At 46.9% G+C, this 1,658-nt stretch carries 3 protein-coding genes; all 3 read left to right on the top strand.

Annotated features, from left to right (window positions below; all coding sequences use genetic code 11):
* Positions 1-224 (top strand): flagellar basal body P-ring formation chaperone FlgA (gene flgA / locus K2Q26_06595; protein ID MBY0315167.1); only part of this gene is annotated, 224 nt, incomplete at its 5' end.
* The gene (locus tag K2Q26_06590; GenBank protein ID MBY0315166.1) at positions 221-1,033 is read left to right on the top strand and encodes a flagellar basal body L-ring protein FlgH; all 813 of its coding nucleotides are present in this window, start codon (positions 221-223) and stop codon (positions 1,031-1,033) included. The genes flgA and K2Q26_06590, both read left to right, overlap by 4 nt.
* Positions 1,033-1,658 (top strand): flagellar basal body P-ring protein FlgI (locus K2Q26_06585; GenBank protein MBY0315165.1); only part of this gene is annotated, 626 nt, incomplete at its 3' end. The genes K2Q26_06590 and K2Q26_06585, both read left to right, overlap by 1 nt.

Here is a 1,658-nt window from a genome sequence, read left to right as displayed (position 1 = left end):
CCAAGGGCCAGATTGTTTACATCGATGACCTTCGCGAACGCCATATCATTCGAGCCGGTCGTACAATTAAAGTCGAAATCGTAAAAGGCGCGATCTCCGTAGAGACAACGGGGACTCCGACGAAAGATGCCAAGATGGGTGATTTTATTCCGGTGCGTCTTTCTAAAACAAATAAAAATGTAACCGCAGAAGTGATTGGTCCCGGGAAAGTGAGAATTCAATGAGAAAATATTTATTTCTCTTATCATGCCTCTTTTTAGTGAACTGCTCTTTGTTCGAAAGACAGGAAATGTCGACGACAGCGATCACCGAGCCTCCAAAGACGGACGAGCCTCATCGTATGACAAAAAAGAATTTAGAAGACGATTCGATGTTGGGCGAGGGCTCTGGATCACTTTGGGTGAGCCGTGGACAATCCTCATTTCTTTTTGCGAACAATAATCAAAGGCTTTTGGGGGATTTGCTCAACGTCAATATTGACGGATATCCTAAAGAGCAAGTTCAAATGAAGGTATCGACCATCGCAAAACTTTTGGCACAAATTCTTAATGATCAAAGCCAGGAGATCCGAGCCAAGCAAGACGAACTTAAAAAGTTCGAGAAAAAGCCAGAGCCTATTTTTGATCCGAAGTCTCAAAAAGGGGTTCAGAATCGCGCACCCGCATCGGTAGCCGATACCGACGAAGTCGTTCCTGAAGAGAATGGACTGACCGAAGCGCAAATTGCCGAGCAGAAATCTCAGCAAGCGAAGGCCCTTCGTACGATCTCCGATGAGCAAGAAGAAGTACAAGCATTACAAAAAGCGAAGGACTTTCCGATCCGCTCCGTGCCAACGCGAATTACCGATATCCTTAAAGACGGGAGCTATCGAGTTCGAGGAACAAAACCATTCATGATCGGAAAGCGGGAGTATCAGTTAGTGGTAGCTGGAATGGTTAAACCCGACGACTTTGATGAAAAAGGTATTAGCGCTGAATCTCTGATGGATCCGACATTTGATATCGTCAGCGAAAAGAAAACCGAGGAGCTGTAATGATTCAATTTTTAATCACCTTTGCAGTGGCGCTATTGCTGACTCCCATGGCTCACGCCGTTCGTCTGAAAGATATGGCGAACGTTCGTGGCGTTCGAGACAATCAACTTGTTGGCTACGGCCTTATCGTCGGTCTTAAGGGTACGGGGGACAGCAAGTCCGAATTTACAAATAAAAGTATGAAGCGCATGCTCGAGAAGTTGGGCATAAAAGTTGATGATGAGCAGGTCGCAAAAAAGAACGTGGCCGCAGTACTGATTACCGCGACGTTGCCAGCGTTTGCTCGCGCGGGGAATCGTATGGATATCACAGTCAGTTCGATCGGTGATAGCTCTAGCCTCGAAGGGGGAATTCTTGTTCAGTCTCCTTTAAAAGCCGCGGACCAAACAGTTTATGCCGTGGCTCAGGGAGCTGTCTCCGTAAGCAAAGGTAAAGGCGGCCACTCTACAGTGGGTGTAGTGACCAGCGGCGCTTTGATTGAGAAAGATATTATCCAGGAGAATTTTACGAACCGTAAAATGTATCGCTTAACTTTACACAATCCCGACATCACGACCGTCGCTCGAGTGACCCAGACGATAAATATGGATCTCGGAGGTAAGTATGCGAGTGCGATCGATCCGGC

The sequence above is a fragment of the Bdellovibrionales bacterium genome (genome assembly GCA_019750295.1).
Taxonomy (GTDB): Bacteria; Bdellovibrionota; Bdellovibrionia; order Bdellovibrionales; family JAGQZY01; genus JAIEOS01.
Note: the sequence above shows the minus strand (reverse complement) of the source record. Positions and strands in the feature narration are given on the sequence as shown.

Excerpts from the sequence above, each read along its gene's own strand:
- K2Q26_06590 (MBY0315166.1), top strand. The coding sequence starts at position 221 with ATGAGAAAATATTTATTTCTCTTATCATGCCTCTTTTTAGTGAACTGC.